Origin of the sequence: Pseudomonas sp. HMSC063H08 (assembly GCF_001813645.1) — a bacterium.
Lineage (GTDB): Bacteria > Pseudomonadota > Gammaproteobacteria > Pseudomonadales > Pseudomonadaceae > Pseudomonas > Pseudomonas aeruginosa.
This window is the reverse complement of the sequence record NZ_KV813532.1, coordinates 1-16,537: the sequence shown is the minus strand read 5'-3', so window position 1 is coordinate 16,537 and position 16,537 is coordinate 1. Positions and strand designations below refer to the sequence as shown.

Genomic DNA, 16,537 nt, shown 5'->3' with positions numbered 1-16,537 from the left:
AGATGAAGGCCATCTACTGGAACGATGACGACAAGGGCATGACCTACCGCGAGGAAGAAATTCCTGCGGAGCTCAAGGACCTGGCCGAAGAGTGGCGTTCCAGCATGGTCGAGGCTGCGGCCGAAGCCAACGAAGAGCTGATGAACAAGTACCTCGAAGAGGGCGAGCTCTCCGAAGCCGAGATCAAGGAAGGCCTGCGTCTGCGCACCCTGGCGTGCGAGATCGTTCCGGCCGTCTGCGGTTCCTCGTTCAAGAACAAGGGCGTTCCGCTGGTTCTCGATGCCGTCATCGACTACCTCCCGGCTCCGACCGAGATCCCTGCGATCAAGGGCGTCAGCCCGGACGACGAGACCGTCGAAGACGAGCGTCATGCCGACGACAACGAACCGTTCTCGTCTCTGGCGTTCAAGATCGCTACCGACCCGTTCGTCGGTACCCTGACCTTCGCCCGCGTTTACTCCGGCGTCCTGAGTTCCGGCGACTCCGTCCTGAACTCGGTGAAAGGCAAGAAAGAGCGCGTCGGTCGGATGGTGCAGATGCACGCCAACCAGCGTGAAGAGATCAAGGAAGTGCGCGCAGGCGACATCGCTGCCCTGATCGGCATGAAGGACGTCACCACTGGTGACACCCTGTGCTCGATCGAGAAGCCGATCATCCTCGAGCGCATGGACTTCCCCGAGCCGGTAATCTCGGTCGCTGTAGAGCCGAAGACCAAGGCTGACCAGGAGAAGATGGGTATCGCCCTCGGCAAGCTGGCCCAGGAAGACCCGTCGTTCCGTGTCAAGACCGACGAAGAGTCCGGTCAGACCATCATCTCCGGCATGGGCGAGCTGCACCTGGACATCATCGTCGACCGCATGAAGCGCGAGTTCGGCGTCGAGGCCAACATCGGCAAGCCGCAGGTTGCCTACCGTGAGACCATCACCAAGGACAACGTGGAGATCGAAGGCAAGTTCGTTCGCCAGTCCGGTGGTCGCGGTCAGTTCGGTCATTGCTGGATCCGTTTCTCGGCCGCGGACGTGGACGAGAAGGGCAACATCACCGAAGGCCTGGTGTTCGAGAACGAAGTCGTGGGCGGTGTGGTTCCGAAGGAATACATCCCGGCGATCCAGAAGGGTATCGAAGAGCAGATGAAGAACGGCGTCGTTGCCGGCTATCCGCTCATCGGCCTGAAGGCTACCGTTTTCGATGGTTCCTACCATGACGTCGACTCCAACGAGATGGCGTTCAAGATCGCTGCTTCCATGGCGACCAAGCAGCTGGCCCAGAAGGGCGGCGGCAAGGTGCTCGAGCCGATCATGAAGGTAGAGGTGGTGACTCCTGAGGACTACATGGGTGACGTGATGGGCGACCTGAACCGTCGTCGTGGTCTGATTCAGGGGATGGAGGACACGGTTTCCGGTAAGGTTATTCGTGCCGAGGTTCCGCTGGGTGAGATGTTCGGTTATGCGACCGACGTGCGTTCCATGTCCCAGGGTCGCGCGAGCTACTCCATGGAATTCTCCAAATACGCCGAAGCTCCGTCGAACATCGTCGAAGCGCTGGTTAAAAAACAAGGTTGATTCAGCCCTTTAAGTAAGAGGTTTACTGTCGTGGCTAAGGAAAAATTCGAACGTAACAAACCGCACGTCAACGTCGGCACCATCGGTCACGTTGACCATGGCAAGACCACTCTGACCGCTGCACTGACCAAGGTCTGCTCCGACACCTGGGGTGGTTCCGCTCGTGCTTTCGATCAGATCGACAACGCGCCGGAAGAAAAGGCCCGCGGTATCACCATCAACACCTCGCACGTTGAATACGATTCCGCTGTTCGTCACTACGCTCACGTTGACTGCCCCGGTCACGCCGACTACGTGAAGAACATGATCACCGGTGCTGCCCAGATGGACGGCGCGATCCTGGTTTGCTCGGCTGCCGACGGCCCCATGCCGCAGACCCGCGAGCACATCCTGCTGTCCCGCCAGGTAGGCGTTCCCTACATCGTCGTGTTCCTGAACAAGGCCGACATGGTCGACGACGCCGAGCTGCTGGAACTGGTCGAGATGGAAGTTCGCGATCTGCTGAACACCTACGACTTCCCGGGCGACGACACTCCGATCATCATCGGTTCCGCGCTGATGGCGCTGGAAGGCAAGGATGACAACGGCATCGGCGTAAGCGCCGTGCAGAAGCTGGTAGAGACCCTGGACTCCTACATTCCGGAGCCGGTTCGTGCCATCGACCAGCCGTTCCTGATGCCGATCGAAGACGTGTTCTCGATCTCCGGCCGCGGTACCGTGGTAACCGGTCGTGTAGAGCGCGGCATCATCAAGGTCCAGGAAGAAGTGGAAATCGTCGGCATCAAGGCGACCACCAAGACCACCTGCACCGGCGTTGAAATGTTCCGCAAGCTGCTCGACGAAGGTCGTGCTGGTGAGAACGTTGGTATCCTGCTGCGTGGCACCAAGCGTGAAGACGTAGAGCGTGGCCAGGTACTGGCCAAGCCGGGCACCATCAAGCCGCACACCAAGTTCGAGTGCGAAGTGTACGTGCTGTCCAAGGAAGAAGGTGGTCGTCACACTCCGTTCTTCAAGGGCTACCGTCCGCAGTTCTACTTCCGTACCACCGACGTGACCGGTAACTGCGAACTGCCGGAAGGCGTAGAGATGGTAATGCCGGGCGACAACATCAAGATGGTTGTCACCCTGATCGCTCCGATCGCCATGGAAGATGGCCTGCGCTTCGCGATCCGCGAAGGCGGCCGTACCGTTGGCGCCGGCGTGGTTGCCAAGATCATCGAATAATATCGGTTGATCTTCCCCTCTCAGGCCGGCATAATGGTCGGCCTGATTTTGCTTCAGGCCAGTAGCTCAATTGGCAGAGCGGCGGTCTCCAAAACCGCAGGTTGGGGGTTCGATTCCCTCCTGGCCTGCCAGATTTCCCAAGTAAATCTGGCTTTTCTTCACGAGATTCCTAACAGATGAATGCCAAGGCAGAAGCCAAAGAATCACGTTTTGATCTCTTGAAATGGCTCTTGGTTGCCGTTCTGGTTGTGGTTGCCGTTGTGGGCAATCAGTACTTTTCGGCTCAACCAATCCTGTATCGCGTTCTCGGTATTCTCGTTCTGGCGGTGATCGCTGCTTTCCTGGCTCTGCAAACGGCCAAGGGGCAGGCCTTCTTTAGTCTTGCTAAGGAAGCGCGCGTCGAGATTCGCAAGGTCGTATGGCCGAGTCGTCAAGAAACAACTCAGACCACGCTGATTGTGGTCGCGGTAGTGCTGGTAATGGCGCTGCTGCTGTGGGGGCTCGATTCCCTGCTGGGTTGGTTGGTTTCCATGATTGTAGGTTAAGGGTGCGCCGTGGCTAAGCGTTGGTACGTTGTGCATGCATACTCGGGCTACGAGAAGCATGTCATGCGCTCGCTGATCGAGCGTGTCAAGCTTGCTGGCATGGAAGAAGAGTTCGGCGAGATTCTGGTTCCCACCGAAGAAGTGGTGGAGATGCGGAACGGCCAGAAGCGCAAGAGCGAGCGCAAATTCTTCCCTGGCTATGTGCTGGTTCAGATGGAAATGAACGAAGGTACCTGGCACCTGGTGAAGGATACCCCGCGTGTCATGGGCTTCATCGGCGGGACCGCCGACAAGCCGGCTCCGATCACCGATCGTGAGGCTGATGCAATCCTGCGTCGCGTGGCCGATAGCGGCGACAAGCCCAAGCCGAAGACCCTGTTCGAGCCGGGCGAGACCGTTCGTGTCATCGATGGTCCTTTCGCCGACTTCAATGGTGTCGTCGAGGAAGTTAACTACGAGAAGAGCCGGATCCAAGTGGCCGTGCTTATCTTTGGCCGCTCTACCCCGGTGGAGCTGGAGTTCAGTCAGGTCGAAAAGGTCTAGCTGAAAACGCATCCCTCACCCCGCAGCCCAAGGCTGCGGGGTTTTGTCGTCACTGGGATAAACGCGAAAGCAACCGGGGAGCCTTCAGGCGCTTGTACCCGAATTTGGAGTAGCAAATGGCTAAGAAAATCCAGGCTTATATCAAGCTGCAAGTAAAGGCCGGTCAGGCCAACCCGTCGCCGCCGGTCGGCCCTGCCCTGGGTCAGCACGGCGTGAACATCATGGAATTCTGCAAGGCGTTCAACGCCAAGACCCAAGGCCAAGAGCCGGGCCTGCCGACTCCTGTGATCATCACTGTTTACAGCGACCGTAGCTTCACCTTCGAAACCAAGAGCACCCCGGCTGCCGTCCTGCTGAAAAAAGCAGCTGGCATCACCAGCGGCTCCGCTCGTCCGAACTCCCAGAAAGTCGGCACCGTTACCCGTGCCCAGCTGGAAGAGATCGCCAAGACCAAGCAGGCTGACCTGACCGCTGCTGATCTGGACGCTGCTGTACGTACCATCGCTGGCTCCGCGCGCAGCATGGGCCTGAACGTGGAGGGTGTGTAATGGCTAAGCTGACCAAGCGCCAGAAGGCGATTGCCGAGAAAGTAGTTGCCGGCAAGCAGTACAGCTTCGAAGAGGCCGCCAAGCTGCTGGCCGAGCTGTCCACCATCAAGTTCAAGGAGTCCGTGGACGTTGCCGTGAACCTCGGCGTCGATCCGCGTAAATCCGACCAGGTCGTTCGTGGCGCCACCGTCCTGCCGAACGGCACCGGCAAGAGCGTCCGCGTTGCCGTCTTCACCCAGGGTCCGGCTGCCGAAGCCGCTCTGGCTGCCGGCGCCGACAAGGTGGGTATGGACGAGCTGGCTGCCGAAATGAAAGGCGGCGACCTGAACTACGACGTCGTCATCGCTTCCCCGGATGCCATGCGTGTCGTCGGTCAGCTGGGCCAGATCCTCGGCCCGCGTGGTCTGATGCCGAACCCGAAAGTCGGCACCGTGACTCCGGACGTCGCTACCGCCGTGAAGAATGCCAAGGCTGGTCAGGTACGTTTCCGTACCGACAAGAACGGCATCATCCACAGCTCCGTCGGTAAGGTCGATTTCGAACCGGCCAAGCTGCAGCAGAACGTTGAAGCACTGCTGGCTGACCTGAAGCGCCTGAAGCCGTCCTCGTCGAAAGGCGTGTACGTCAAGCGCGTGACCCTGAGCACCACCATGGGTCCGGGCCTGCAGATCGACCTGGCTTCCCTGGAAGCCTAAGTGAAATTGTGCAGCGGGTTCTGCCCGCTGCACAGGTATTGGGGTCCCTGCCTGGCGGGGGCTATCCAAGACCGTAGGTGGCGCAAGCCTTAAACCACAAGCCTACGCAGATGGTGCTCCCGATTCGGTTACCGAATCAGACACCAAAACGACGTCCGGCCCCGGCTGGACGAAACGGTAACATCCAGGAGTAAACCCGTGGCAATTAAACTCGAAGACAAGAAGGCCATCGTCGCTGAAGTCAACGAGGCTGCCAAAGCTGCCCTGTCCGCTGTCGTGGCCGATGCCCGTGGCGTGACCGTAGGCGCCATGACCGGACTCCGTAAAGAGGCCCGCGAAGCTGGTGTGTACGTGAAAGTCGTACGTAACACCCTGCTCAAGCGCGCCGTTGAAGGCACCCAGTTCGACGTGCTCAACGACGTGTTCAAAGGCCCGACCCTGATCGCTTTCTCCAACGAACATCCGGGCGCTGCCGCTCGTATCTTCCGTGAGTTCGCCAAGGGTCAGGACAAGTTCGAGATCAAGGCGGCTGCCTTCGAGGGTCAGTTCCTCGCAGCCAATCAGATCGACGTACTGGCAAGCCTGCCGACCTACGACGAAGCCGTATCGCAGCTGATGAGCGTGATTCAGGGCGCTACCAGCAAGCTGGCTCGTACTCTGGCGGCCATTCGCGACCAGAAAGAAGCTGCTGCCGCCTAAGTCGGCTCGCAAGCGCTTTCAATCTTATTTGTTTAATACGATGGCCGCAGGCCGTCCCCCAATACAGGAATTAGAGTCATGGCTCTGACCAACGAAGACATCATCAACGCCGTATCCGAAATGTCCGTCATGCAAGTGGTCGAACTGATCAAGGCGATGGAAGAGAAGTTCGGCGTTACCGCTGCTGCCGCTACCGTTGCCGCTGCTGGCCCGGCTGCTGCCGCTGCCGAAGAGCAGACCGAGTTCACCATCGTCCTGGCCGAAGCTGGCGACAAGAAAGTGAACGTGATCAAGGTCGTTCGCGAACTGACCGGTCTGGGTCTGAAAGAAGCCAAGGCTGTCGTAGACGGCGCTCCGGGCGTGGTGAAGGAAGGCGCTTCGAAAGAAGAAGCCGAAGCCGCCAAGAAAGCCCTGGAAGAAGCAGGCGCCAAAGTCGAGCTCAAGTAAGCGACGACCTTGCGTCTACAGCCCGAGCGTCAAGCGAAAGGCTGATGGCTGGTGGCTTTTGCCACCGGCCTTTTTCCGTTCTGGGTGGACTCGCCTCGGGCGTTCCACCCAAGACGTGAAAGTGCCCCGAGTGGGCAATGCAGGCCAAGGGGTCTGCAAGATTTTCCGGCTGCTCCCGTCGGAGACGCCAAACAAGCAGGTGACCAAGCTGGGGAACGCTGATGGCTTACTCATACACTGAGAAAAAACGTATCCGCAAGGACTTTAGCAAGTTGCCGGACGTCATGGATGTGCCGTATTTGCTGGCCATCCAGCTGGATTCCTATCGCGAATTCCTGCAGGCTGGCGCAACCAAGGAGCAGTTCCGCGATATCGGTCTGCACGCGGCCTTCAAGTCCGTTTTCCCGATTATCAGCTATTCCGGCAATGCTGCCCTGGAATACGTCGGCTACCGTCTGGGTGAGCCGGCATTCGATGTCAAGGAGTGCGTGCTGCGCGGCGTGACCTTCGCCGTACCGCTGCGCGTGAAAGTTCGCCTGATCATCTTCGACCGCGAGTCGTCGAACAAGGCGATCAAGGACATCAAGGAACAAGAAGTCTACATGGGGGAAATCCCCCTGATGACCGAGAACGGTACCTTCATCATCAACGGTACCGAGCGTGTCATCGTCTCCCAGCTGCACCGTTCCCCGGGCGTGTTCTTCGACCACGACCGTGGCAAGACCCACAGCTCCGGCAAGCTGCTGTACTCCGCGCGGATCATTCCTTACCGCGGTTCCTGGCTGGACTTCGAGTTCGATCCGAAGGACTGCGTGTTCGTCCGTATCGACCGTCGCCGCAAGCTGCCGGCCTCGGTACTGCTGCGCGCGCTCGGCTACAGCACCGAAGAGATCCTCAACGCCTTCTACGCGACCAACGTCTTCCACATCAAGGGCGAGACCCTGAACCTGGAACTGGTCCCGCAGCGTCTGCGCGGTGAAGTCGCGAGCATCGACATCAAGGATGGCAGCGGCAAGGTGATCGTGGAGCAGGGGCGTCGTATCACTGCCCGCCACATCAACCAGCTGGAAAAGGCTGGCGTGAGCCAGCTGGAAGTGCCGTTCGACTACCTGATCGGCCGTACCATCGCCAAGGCGATCGTGCATCCGGCTACCGGCGAGATCATCGCCGAGTGCAACACCGAGCTGACCCTCGACCTCCTGGCCAAGGTGGCCAAGGCTCAGGTCGTGCGCATCGAGACTCTGTACACCAACGACATCGACTGCGGTCCGTTCATCTCCGACACCCTGAAGATCGACAACACCAGCAACCAGCTGGAAGCCCTGGTCGAAATCTACCGGATGATGCGTCCGGGCGAGCCGCCGACCAAGGAAGCTGCCGAGACCCTGTTCGGCAACCTGTTCTTCAGCGCCGAGCGTTACGACCTGTCGGCCGTGGGCCGGATGAAGTTCAACCGCCGTATCGGTCGTACCGAGATCGAAGGTCCGGGCGTCCTGAGCAAGGAAGACATCATCGATGTGCTCAAGACCCTCGTCGACATCCGTAACGGCAAGGGCATCGTCGATGACATCGACCACCTGGGCAACCGTCGCGTCCGTTGCGTCGGCGAAATGGCCGAGAACCAGTTCCGCGTGGGCCTGGTGCGCGTCGAGCGCGCGGTCAAGGAACGCCTGTCCATGGCCGAAAGCGAAGGCCTGATGCCGCAGGACCTGATCAACGCCAAGCCGGTGGCTGCCGCGATCAAGGAGTTCTTCGGTTCGAGCCAGCTGTCGCAGTTCATGGACCAGAACAACCCGCTTTCCGAGATCACCCACAAGCGCCGCGTCTCCGCGCTCGGCCCGGGCGGTCTGACCCGTGAGCGTGCGGGCTTCGAGGTTCGTGACGTACACCCGACCCACTACGGCCGCGTGTGCCCGATCGAAACCCCTGAAGGTCCGAACATCGGTCTGATCAACTCCCTGGCGACCTACGCCCGCACCAACAAGTACGGCTTCCTCGAGAGCCCGTACCGCGTGGTCAAGGACAGCCTGGTAACCGACGAGATCGTGTTCCTGTCGGCGATCGAAGAAGCCGACCACGTCATCGCCCAGGCTTCGGCGACCCTCAACGAGAAGGGTCAACTGGTGGACGAACTGGTGGCCGTGCGTCACCTGAACGAATTCACCGTGAAGGCGCCGGAAGACGTGACCCTGATGGACGTGTCGCCGAAGCAGGTCGTTTCCGTCGCTGCCTCGCTGATTCCGTTCCTCGAGCACGATGACGCCAACCGCGCACTCATGGGCTCGAACATGCAGCGTCAGGCCGTGCCGACCCTGCGTGCCGACAAGCCGCTGGTGGGTACCGGCATGGAGCGCAACGTGGCGCGCGACTCCGGCGTCTGCGTCGTGGCTCGCCGTGGCGGTGTGATCGACTCGGTCGATGCCAGCCGTGTCGTGGTTCGCGTGGCGGATGACGAGGTCGAGACCGGCGAAGCGGGTGTCGACATCTACAACCTGACCAAGTACACCCGTTCCAACCAGAACACCTGCATCAACCAGCGTCCGCTGGTGAGCAAGGGTGACGTGGTCGCGCGCGGCGACATCCTGGCCGACGGTCCGTCCACCGACATGGGCGAACTGGCCCTGGGCCAGAACATGCGCGTAGCGTTCATGCCCTGGAACGGCTTCAACTTCGAAGACTCCATCTGCCTGTCCGAGCGCGTGGTCCAGGAAGATCGTTTCACCACGATCCACATCCAGGAACTGACCTGCGTCGCTCGTGACACCAAGCTTGGCCCAGAGGAAATCACCGCGGACATCCCGAACGTGGGCGAGGCCGCGCTGAACAAGCTGGACGAAGCCGGTATCGTCTACGTCGGCGCCGAAGTGCAGGCCGGCGACATCCTGGTCGGCAAGGTCACTCCGAAAGGCGAGACCCAGTTGACTCCGGAAGAGAAGCTGCTGCGCGCGATCTTCGGTGAGAAGGCGTCCGACGTGAAGGACACCTCCCTGCGTGTGCCGACCGGCACCAAGGGTACCGTCATCGACGTTCAGGTCTTCACCCGCGACGGCGTCGAGCGCGACTCCCGCGCGCTGTCCATCGAGAAGATGCAACTCGACCAGATCCGCAAGGACCTGAACGAAGAGTTCCGCATCGTCGAAGGCGCGACCTTCGAGCGTCTGCGTGCCGCCCTGGTCGGTGCCAAGGCTGAAGGTGGCCCGGCGCTGAAGAAGGGCACGGAGATCACCGACGACTACCTCGACGGTCTCGAGCGCGGACAGTGGTTCAAGCTGCGCATGGCCGACGACGCCCTGAACGAACAGCTGGAGAAGGCCCAGGCCTACATCAGCGATCGTCGCCAGCTCCTGGACGACAAGTTCGAGGACAAGAAGCGCAAGCTGCAGCAGGGCGACGACCTGGCTCCGGGCGTGCTGAAGATCGTCAAGGTCTACCTGGCGATCAAGCGTCGCATCCAGCCGGGCGACAAGATGGCCGGCCGTCACGGTAACAAGGGTGTGGTCTCGGTGATCATGCCGGTGGAAGACATGCCGCACGATGCCAACGGCACCCCGGTCGACATCGTCCTCAACCCGCTGGGCGTACCGTCGCGTATGAACGTCGGTCAGATCCTCGAAACCCACCTGGGCCTCGCGGCCAAGGGGCTGGGCGAGAAGATCAACCGCATGCTCGAAGAGCAGCGCAAGGTCGCCGAACTGCGTAAGTTCCTGCACGAGATCTACAACGAGATCGGCGGTCGCGAGGAAAACCTCGACGAGCTGGGCGACAACGAGATCCTCGCGCTGGCCAAGAACCTGCGCGGTGGCGTACCGATGGCGACCCCGGTGTTCGATGGTGCCAAGGAACGCGAGATCAAGGCCATGCTGAAGCTGGCCGACCTGCCGGAAAGTGGCCAGATGCGTCTGTTCGACGGCCGTACCGGCAACCAGTTCGAGCGTCCGACCACCGTCGGCTACATGTACATGCTCAAGCTGAACCACCTGGTGGACGACAAGATGCACGCCCGTTCCACCGGCTCGTACAGCCTGGTTACCCAGCAGCCGCTGGGTGGTAAGGCACAGTTCGGTGGTCAGCGCTTCGGTGAGATGGAGGTGTGGGCGCTGGAAGCCTATGGCGCGGCGTACACCCTGCAGGAAATGCTGACGGTCAAGTCGGACGACGTGAACGGCCGGACCAAGATGTACAAGAACATCGTGGACGGCGATCACCGCATGGAGGCCGGCATGCCCGAGTCCTTCAACGTTCTGATCAAAGAGATCCGTTCGCTCGGCATCGACATCGAACTGGAAACCGAATAACACGTGACGCTAGACGGTGCGGCTGGTCAAGGCCGGTCGCACCGGGTCCGTGAGGAGGAAAGGCCTTGAAAGACTTGCTTAATCTGTTGAAAAACCAGGGTCAAATCGAAGAGTTCGATGCCATCCGTATTGGCCTGGCTTCGCCCGAGATGATTCGTTCCTGGTCTTTCGGCGAAGTTAAAAAGCCGGAAACCATCAACTACCGTACCTTCAAGCCGGAGCGCGACGGCCTGTTCTGCGCCAAGATCTTCGGCCCGGTGAAGGACTACGAGTGCCTGTGCGGCAAGTACAAGCGCCTCAAGCACCGCGGTGTGATCTGCGAGAAGTGCGGCGTGGAAGTCGCCCTGGCCAAGGTGCGCCGCGAGCGCATGGGCCACATCGAGCTGGCTTCGCCGGTTGCCCACATCTGGTTCCTGAAGTCGCTGCCGTCCCGTATCGGCCTGCTGCTGGACATGACCCTGCGCGATATCGAGCGCGTGCTCTATTTCGAGAGCTACGTGGTGATCGATCCGGGCATGACCACCCTGGAAAAGGGCCAGCTGCTGAACGACGAGCAATACTTCGAGGCCCTCGAAGAGTTCGGTGACGATTTCGATGCTCGCATGGGCGCCGAAGCCGTTCACGAACTGCTCAACGCCATCGACTTGGAGCACGAGATCGGCCGCCTGCGCGAAGAGATTCCGCAGACCAACTCGGAAACCAAGATCAAGAAGCTGTCCAAGCGCCTGAAGCTGATGGAAGCCTTCCAGGGCTCCGGCAACAAGCCTGAGTGGATGGTCCTGACCGTCCTGCCGGTGCTGCCGCCGGACCTGCGTCCGCTGGTTCCGCTGGATGGCGGTCGCTTCGCGACTTCCGACCTGAATGACCTGTATCGTCGGGTGATCAACCGTAACAACCGTCTGAAGCGCCTGCTCGACCTGGCCGCTCCGGACATCATCGTGCGCAACGAAAAGCGCATGCTGCAGGAAGCCGTCGACGCCCTGCTCGACAACGGCCGTCGCGGTCGCGCCATCACCGGCTCGAACAAGCGTCCGCTGAAGTCGCTGGCCGACATGATCAAGGGCAAGCAAGGTCGCTTCCGTCAGAACCTGCTCGGCAAGCGCGTGGACTACTCCGGTCGTTCCGTGATCACCGTGGGCCCGACCCTGCGCCTGCACCAGTGCGGTCTGCCGAAGAAGATGGCCCTGGAGCTGTTCAAGCCGTTCATCTTCGGCAAGCTGGAAGGTCGTGGCATGGCCACCACCATCAAGGCCGCCAAGAAAATGGTCGAGCGCGAGCTGCCCGAGGTCTGGGACGTTCTCGCCGAAGTCATCCGCGAGCATCCGGTTCTCCTGAACCGTGCGCCGACCCTGCACCGTCTGGGCATCCAGGCGTTCGAGCCGGTCCTCATCGAAGGCAAGGCGATCCAGCTGCACCCGCTGGTCTGTGCCGCGTACAACGCCGACTTCGACGGTGACCAGATGGCCGTCCACGTTCCGCTGACCCTCGAGGCCCAGCTGGAAGCGCGCGCGCTGATGATGTCCACCAACAACATCCTGTCGCCCGCCAACGGCGAGCCGATCATCGTTCCGTCGCAGGACGTGGTAATGGGTCTGTACTACATGACCCGTGAAGCGATCAACGCGAAGGGCGAGGGCATGGCCTTCGCCGACCTGCAGGAAGTCGACCGCGCCTACCGCAGCGGCCAGGCGTCCCTGCACGCTCGCGTGAAAGTGCGCATCAACGAAAAGATCAAGGGTGAAGACGGCCAACTGACCGCCAATACCCGTATCGTCGACACCACCGTCGGCCGCGCGCTGCTGTTCCAGGTCGTTCCGGCCGGCCTGCCGTTCGACGTGGTCAACCAGTCGATGAAGAAGAAGGCGATCTCCAAGCTGATCAACCACTGCTATCGCGTGGTGGGTCTGAAGGACACCGTCATCTTCGCCGACCAGCTGATGTACACCGGTTTCGCCTACTCGACCATTTCCGGCGTGTCCATCGGCGTCAACGACTTCGTCATCCCGGACGAGAAGGCGCGGATCATCAACGCCGCCACCGACGAAGTGAAGGAGATCGAGAGTCAGTACGCCTCCGGCCTGGTAACCCAGGGCGAGAAGTACAACAAGGTGATCGACCTGTGGTCGAAGGCCAACGACGAAGTGTCCAAGGCGATGATGGCCAACCTCTCGAAAGAGAAGGTCGTCGATCGCGAGGGCAAGGAAGTCGACCAGGAGTCCTTCAACTCCATGTACATGATGGCTGACTCGGGTGCGCGGGGCTCCGCGGCCCAGATCCGTCAGCTGGCAGGTATGCGTGGCCTGATGGCCAAGCCGGACGGCTCGATCATCGAGACCCCGATCACCGCGAACTTCCGTGAAGGCCTGAACGTACTCCAGTACTTCATCTCCACCCACGGTGCTCGTAAGGGTCTGGCGGATACCGCGCTGAAGACCGCGAACTCCGGTTACCTGACCCGTCGTCTGGTCGACGTGGCCCAGGATCTGGTAGTGACCGAGATCGATTGCGGTACCGAGCACGGCCTGCTGATGTCGCCGCACATCGAAGGCGGCGACGTGGTCGAACCGCTCGGCGAGCGCGTGCTCGGCCGTGTGATCGCGCGCGACGTGTTCAAGCCGGGCAGCGACGAGGTCATCGTGCCGGCCGGCACCCTGATCGACGAGAAGTGGGTCGATTTCCTCGAAGTGATGAGCGTCGACGAAGTGGTGGTGCGTTCCCCGATCACCTGCGAAACCCGTCATGGCATCTGCGCCATGTGCTACGGCCGCGACCTGGCCCGTGGCCATCGCGTCAACATCGGTGAGGCGGTCGGTGTCATCGCTGCCCAGTCCATCGGTGAGCCGGGCACCCAGCTGACCATGCGTACCTTCCACATCGGTGGTGCGGCCAGCCGGACCTCCGCGGCCGACAACGTCCAGGTGAAGAACGGCGGTACCATCCGCCTGCACAACCTGAAGCATGTGGTTCGTGCCGACGGCGCGCTGGTCGCGGTTTCCCGTTCCGGCGAACTGGCGGTTGCCGACGACTTCGGTCGCGAGCGCGAGCGCTACAAGCTGCCGTACGGTGCGGTGATCTCGGTCAAGGAAGGTGACAAGGTCGACCCGGGCGCCATCGTCGCCAAGTGGGACCCGCACACCCACCCGATCGTCACCGAGGTGGACGGTACCGTGGCCTTCGTGGGCATGGAAGAGGGCATCACCGTCAAGCGTCAGACCGACGAACTGACCGGCCTGACCAACATCGAAGTGATGGATCCGAAGGACCGTCCGGCTGCCGGCAAGGACATCCGTCCGGCCGTGAAGCTGATCGATGCCGCGGGCAAGGACCTGCTGCTGCCGGGTACCGACGTACCGGCGCAGTACTTCCTGCCGGCCAACGCCCTGGTCAACCTGACCGACGGCGCCAAGGTGAGCATCGGTGACGTTGTCGCGCGTATCCCGCAGGAAACCTCGAAGACCCGTGACATCACCGGTGGTCTGCCGCGCGTTGCCGACCTGTTCGAGGCTCGTCGTCCGAAAGAGCCTTCGATCCTGGCGGAAATCAGCGGCACCATCTCCTTCGGCAAGGAGACCAAGGGCAAGCGCCGCCTGGTCATCACGCCGAACGATGGCAGCGATCCGTACGAGGAGCTGATTCCGAAGTGGCGTCACCTGAACGTGTTCGAAGGCGAACAGGTGAACCGCGGCGAAGTCATCTCCGACGGTCCGAGCAACCCGCACGACATCCTGCGCCTGCTGGGCGTGAGCTCGCTGGCGAAGTACATCGTCAACGAGATCCAGGACGTCTACCGTCTGCAGGGCGTGAAGATCAACGACAAGCACATCGAGACCATCCTGCGTCAGATGCTGCGCAAGGTCGAAGTCAGCGAGTCCGGCGACTCCAGCTTCATCAAAGGCGACCAGGTGGAACTCACCCAGGTGCTGGAAGAGAACGAACAGCTCGGTACCGAGGACAAGTTCCCGGCCAAGTACGAGCGGGTTCTGCTGGGTATCACCAAGGCCTCCCTGTCGACCGAGTCGTTCATTTCCGCGGCGTCGTTCCAGGAGACCACCCGCGTCCTCACCGAGGCGGCGGTCACCGGCAAGCGCGACTTCCTGCGTGGTCTGAAAGAGAACGTGGTCGTGGGTCGCCTGATCCCGGCCGGTACCGGTCTGGCTTACCACAGCGAGCGCAAGCGTCAGCGCGACCTCGGCAAGCCGCAGCGTGTGAGTGCCAGCGAGGCGGAAGCCGCACTGACCGAAGCGCTGAACTCGAGCGGTAACTAAGCATCAACGACAAGCCCCGGCTATCCCGATAGCCGGGGCTTTGTCTTGACGGTGTACAAGAACCTCTTTACTATTTTGTACCCCGAAAATTGGCAGGGCGCACGCTCTGTCATTTCGTTTGTGTGTCGTAAGACAATCAGTGGAGCTATAGATGGCAACTATCAACCAGCTGGTGCGTAAGCCGCGCAAGCGCATGGTCGACAAGAGCGACGTGCCTGCGCTGCAGAACTGCCCGCAACGTCGTGGCGTATGCACCCGCGTATACACCACCACGCCGAAAAAGCCGAACTCGGCACTGCGTAAGGTATGCCGTGTACGTCTGACCAACGGTTTCGAGGTTTCCTCGTACATCGGTGGTGAAGGTCACAACCTGCAAGAGCACAGCGTAGTGCTGATCCGTGGTGGTCGTGTAAAGGACCTTCCGGGTGTGCGTTACCACACCGTGCGCGGTTCGCTGGACACCTCGGGTGTCAAAGACCGTAAGCAGGGTCGTTCGAAGTACGGCGCCAAGCGTCCGAAGTAATAGCGTTTTTATATTTATCTGAGTCGATAAGAGTAAGGTCGGGCGTAACTTGACTGTTATGGTCCCGGGCTAACCTGAAGACCGTTTGAGGGCTTATCAATGCCAAGACGTCGTGTAGCGGCCAAGCGTGAAGTGCTGGCTGATCCGAAATACGGAAGCCAGATCCTGGCCAAGTTCATGAACCACGTGATGGAAAGCGGCAAGAAAGCCGTTGCCGAGCGTATCGTTTACGGTGCGCTGGACAAGGTGAAGGAACGCGGCAAGGCCGATCCCCTGGAAACCTTCGAAAAAGCTCTCGATGCCATCGCTCCGCTGGTCGAAGTGAAGTCCCGCCGCGTAGGTGGTGCGACTTACCAGGTTCCGGTCGAAGTCCGTCCGTCCCGTCGTAATGCCCTGGCCATGCGTTGGCTGGTGGACTTCGCCCGCAAGCGTGGCGAGAAGTCCATGGCTCTGCGCCTGGCTGGCGAGCTGCTGGATGCCGCTGAAGGCAAGGGCGCAGCAGTCAAGAAGCGTGAAGACGTGCACCGTATGGCAGAGGCCAACAAGGCCTTCTCGCACTACCGGTTCTAATCGCGCTGCCCAACCCCCGAGGACCTTATTGTGGCCCGTACTACACCCATCAACCGCTACCGTAATATCGGTATCTGTGCCCACGTTGACGCGGGCAAGACCACCACCACGGAGCGGGTTCTGTTCTATACCGGCGTCAACCACAAGCTGGGCGAAGTGCATGACGGCGCTGCGACCACCGACTGGATGGTGCAGGAGCAGGAGCGCGGTATCACCATTACCTCCGCTGCCGTTACCACCTTCTGGAAGGGCTCGCGCGGTCAGTACGACAACTATCGCGTAAACGTCATCGACACCCCCGGCCACGTAGACTTCACCATCGAGGTGGAGCGTTCCCTGCGTGTGCTGGATGGCGCTGTCGTGGTGTTCTGTGGCACCTCCGGCGTAGAGCCGCAGTCGGAAACCGTATGGCGTCAGGCCAACAAGTACGGCGTACCGCGCATCGTCTACGTCAACAAGATGGACCGCCAGGGCGCGAACTTCCTGCGCGTCGTCGAGCAGATCAAGAAGCGCCTGGGTCATACCCCGGTTCCGGTCCAGCTCGCCATCGGCGCTGAAGAGAACTTCGTCGGTCAGGTCGACCTGATCAAGATGAAGGCCATCTACTGGAACGATGACGAC

The 16,537-nt window shown here is 60.8% G+C and carries 13 protein-coding genes and 1 tRNA gene; all 14 read left to right on the top strand.

Annotated features, from left to right (window positions below):
- A partial coding sequence (gene fusA, locus HMPREF2924_RS22225) for an elongation factor G (RefSeq protein ID WP_049331712.1) occupies window positions 1–1,562 on the top strand: 1,562 nt, incomplete at its 5' end.
- Window positions 1,563–1,592: 30 nt separating this feature from the next.
- Window positions 1,593–2,786 (top strand): elongation factor Tu, encoded by a 1,194-nt coding sequence (tuf, locus tag HMPREF2924_RS22220; protein WP_003115146.1) that lies wholly within the window; start codon window positions 1,593–1,595, stop codon window positions 2,784–2,786.
- 55 nt (window positions 2,787–2,841) lie between these two features.
- Window positions 2,842–2,917, top strand: a tRNA-Trp gene (locus HMPREF2924_RS22215).
- Between the two features lie 45 nt (window positions 2,918–2,962).
- Window positions 2,963–3,331 (top strand): preprotein translocase subunit SecE, encoded by a 369-nt coding sequence (gene secE, locus HMPREF2924_RS22210; RefSeq protein ID WP_003108030.1) that lies wholly within the window; start codon window positions 2,963–2,965, stop codon window positions 3,329–3,331.
- 9 nt (window positions 3,332–3,340) lie between these two features.
- Window positions 3,341–3,874 (top strand): transcription termination/antitermination protein NusG, encoded by a 534-nt coding sequence (gene nusG / locus HMPREF2924_RS22205; protein ID WP_003108028.1) that lies wholly within the window; start codon window positions 3,341–3,343, stop codon window positions 3,872–3,874.
- A 116-nt stretch (window positions 3,875–3,990) separates the two neighbouring features.
- On the top strand, window positions 3,991–4,422 hold the full coding sequence (rplK, locus tag HMPREF2924_RS22200; RefSeq protein WP_003093751.1) for a 50S ribosomal protein L11: 432 nt from the start codon (window positions 3,991–3,993) through the stop codon (window positions 4,420–4,422).
- Window positions 4,422–5,117 carry a 50S ribosomal protein L1 gene (rplA, locus tag HMPREF2924_RS22195; RefSeq protein ID WP_003093749.1) on the top strand — a complete coding sequence of 232 codons (696 nt, stop codon included), beginning with the start codon at window positions 4,422–4,424 and terminating at the stop codon, window positions 5,115–5,117. The genes rplK and rplA overlap by 1 nt, the downstream gene beginning before the upstream one ends.
- A gap of 198 nt (window positions 5,118–5,315) precedes the next feature.
- Complete coding sequence (rplJ, locus tag HMPREF2924_RS22190) at window positions 5,316–5,816, top strand: 50S ribosomal protein L10 (protein WP_003093748.1); 501 nt, start codon at window positions 5,316–5,318, stop codon at window positions 5,814–5,816.
- A 78-nt stretch (window positions 5,817–5,894) separates the two neighbouring features.
- Window positions 5,895–6,263: a 50S ribosomal protein L7/L12 gene (rplL, locus tag HMPREF2924_RS22185; RefSeq protein WP_003093747.1), complete on the top strand. Its 369-nt coding sequence runs from the start codon at window positions 5,895–5,897 to the stop codon at window positions 6,261–6,263.
- A gap of 221 nt (window positions 6,264–6,484) precedes the next feature.
- A complete protein-coding gene (rpoB, locus tag HMPREF2924_RS22180; protein WP_003093746.1) occupies window positions 6,485–10,558 on the top strand; it encodes a DNA-directed RNA polymerase subunit beta in 4,074 nt (1,357 codons plus the stop codon).
- Window positions 10,559–10,623: 65 nt separating this feature from the next.
- Window positions 10,624–14,823, top strand: a complete 4,200-nt coding sequence (rpoC, locus tag HMPREF2924_RS22175) for a DNA-directed RNA polymerase subunit beta' (protein WP_003093745.1) — start codon at window positions 10,624–10,626, stop codon at window positions 14,821–14,823.
- Between the two features lie 151 nt (window positions 14,824–14,974).
- Window positions 14,975–15,346 (top strand): 30S ribosomal protein S12, encoded by a 372-nt coding sequence (rpsL, locus tag HMPREF2924_RS22170; RefSeq protein ID WP_003093744.1) that lies wholly within the window; start codon window positions 14,975–14,977, stop codon window positions 15,344–15,346.
- Between the two features lie 99 nt (window positions 15,347–15,445).
- On the top strand, window positions 15,446–15,916 hold the full coding sequence (gene rpsG, locus HMPREF2924_RS22165; RefSeq protein WP_003093742.1) for a 30S ribosomal protein S7: 471 nt from the start codon (window positions 15,446–15,448) through the stop codon (window positions 15,914–15,916).
- 30 nt (window positions 15,917–15,946) lie between these two features.
- Window positions 15,947–16,537, top strand: a 591-nt coding sequence (locus HMPREF2924_RS22160; RefSeq protein WP_141765565.1) for a GTP-binding protein, incomplete at its 3' end; no start/stop codon positions are given.